We start from the raw sequence: 2,059 nt of genomic DNA, 5'->3' as shown, positions 1-2,059 counted from the left end.
GTTTATATTACTATACCTTGGGGTTCTGGTGGCTATGCTTTTTTTTTGCTGGTAACTATAAACAAGATTAATCATTTATTCGCGTAATACATACGCGAACACTTCTTTTTTGTCCAAAGTCCAATTGCTTATGCGATTGGCAAGATTCTGATCCAAGGCACTCAGCTTGGCTCGTTCCTAACCACCGGAAAAAGGAAGATTCTCTACTATCAGGGAGACGAAAGCCCCGGCGATATGCTGCAAGCCCTAGACTCAATGGGTTATTCAGAAGAAGATATCGGTGACTCTGTTCGTGTCCGCTTTGGCTGGAGCGCTGAGAATATGCCAACTCTCATCCAAGACTTAAAAGAATTTCAGCCTGAGCTTGTCTTCATTGACTCGCTATCGACTGCCAACCGTTTTTCGATTTACCGCGAGTCGGAAATGGAATACTCTCGCCCCATTCTGGAGATGAACGGACTGGCTACCCAGTACAGAACCACCTTCGTGATTATTCACCACATGAATAAGGGAGGCGAAGTTAGGGGCACGACCGCAATCAGGAACGCAGTAAGTGAAGTCTGGACTCTATCCAAGGACAAGAAAGAAACTGCTACCTCCTACGACCGGATACTAGAGATCGATAAATCGCGATCGCGATCCTCCGGCAAGAAATACCGAATGTATTTCAACCCAGAAGACCTTAGCTTTACCTTTTTGGGAGAAGAGGGAGAAGAGTTTGGCGGCCCGGGTCAATCTGCCAAAGACAGTACCTTAGAGCTTTTGGCATCTCACAGAAACATCAAGTTCACCAGTGAAGAGATAGCCCATCGGCTAGGCATTTCCAAAGCTTACGCTCGTCGCTATCTCGGAGAATTATCGGCTGATGGGTTAATCAGCGTCCTTCGCCAGCCGGGGAAAGCGAACGTTTATTTCCTCGCCTACGAAGGATCACCAAAGGATCACCCCTCGGATCACCACCCTTCATATTCTGTAAGCCTTGCTGACAATAGCTTACAGACCAATTCTGAAGTTGGTATAAAAAAGAGAGGATCACCCCAGGATCACCCATCGGATCACCCCAAAAATGTAGATACAGCAAGCGATACAGCCGAAGGTGATCCTAGAAGTGGTGAAAATAGCGAAAAAATTCCCAGCACAGAAATTTCTGAAGACAAGGGGGGGTCAAGGATCACCTTTGGCTGAACCCTTTACCAGATAACAATCCTGGAGGTGATCCAGGGGGTGATCCTTTGGTGATCTTGTGTGAAAATATACACGCCAGCCAAACAGCCGTTGAAGCATTGCCAGCCAAAGACTCTGGCAGTTTTCCCCAGGGTGATCCGGGGGGTGATCCTTTGCCTCTACTCCAGGAGAAAGCTACTTATTGGAGTTCGTCCTTTAAACGAGAAGTAAAAGTATTCCAAATTTTTGATGAATTCTCCGAAGCCAGCTGCCAAGTATCTGGACGAGGCAGATTTAGCCTGACCTTTACTGACTTGCAATGCTTATCGCAATCCCCCAGGAGTGACTTTAGTGTGGGGGACAAGGTAGTTATTTTGGTTGGCAAGCATAAGGAGACCTTTGCAACTATTACCACCATTAGAGCCGATGGCATTTGGCTTAAGTGCGACGATCGCCGCAAGCCCCTTGCTAAAACTTTCTTTCCGCACCAATTGGCAAAAGCCTGACATTATAATCTGGCAGAGTGCGATCGACAAGTATCGTCTAGCTTGCCATAGCCATAAAAAAGCTTATGCCAGCCCTTGCTGGCATAAGACTACATCATTGTTAGCGTAAGCATTTTTCAGCACAATGGGCACACGGATCAATGTCGTCTAAACCTGAAAGAAAAGCGATCGCCAAAATAAAGCAATAGCGATCGCGAAAAATTATAGATGTAGAAATCTAGAGTATCCTTACAAGTATTGTTTGTCACAAATTCGGGTAGACTCGCTCGACTTCATCCCATGCCTGATTAGCGAGATTCTCCAGTGCCATAGCCAAAATCAGGGGATGGTCATAAACGCCTTCCTGCAAGCGCTCAAAGAATATCTCGATTTGCAAGAATAGGAGATTG

2 protein-coding genes are annotated in these 2,059 nt (G+C 46.2%); both read left to right on the top strand.

The features are described from left to right. Nucleotides 1–90 precede the first annotated feature (90 nt). Nucleotides 91–1,185 (top strand): AAA family ATPase, encoded by a 1,095-nt coding sequence (locus LC605_RS32650; protein WP_369010380.1) that lies wholly within the window; start codon nucleotides 91–93, stop codon nucleotides 1,183–1,185. A 47-nt stretch (nucleotides 1,186–1,232) separates the two neighbouring features. Beyond that, nucleotides 1,233–1,670 (top strand): hypothetical protein, encoded by a 438-nt coding sequence (locus LC605_RS32645; protein ID WP_229551499.1) that lies wholly within the window; start codon nucleotides 1,233–1,235, stop codon nucleotides 1,668–1,670. The last annotated feature ends 389 nt before the right edge of the window (nucleotides 1,671–2,059 follow it).

The sequence above is a fragment of the Nostoc sp. CHAB 5836 genome (assembly GCF_020829445.1).
GTDB lineage: Bacteria > Cyanobacteriota > Cyanobacteriia > Cyanobacteriales > Nostocaceae > Nostoc.
This window is presented reverse-complemented; position numbering and strand designations above follow the sequence as displayed.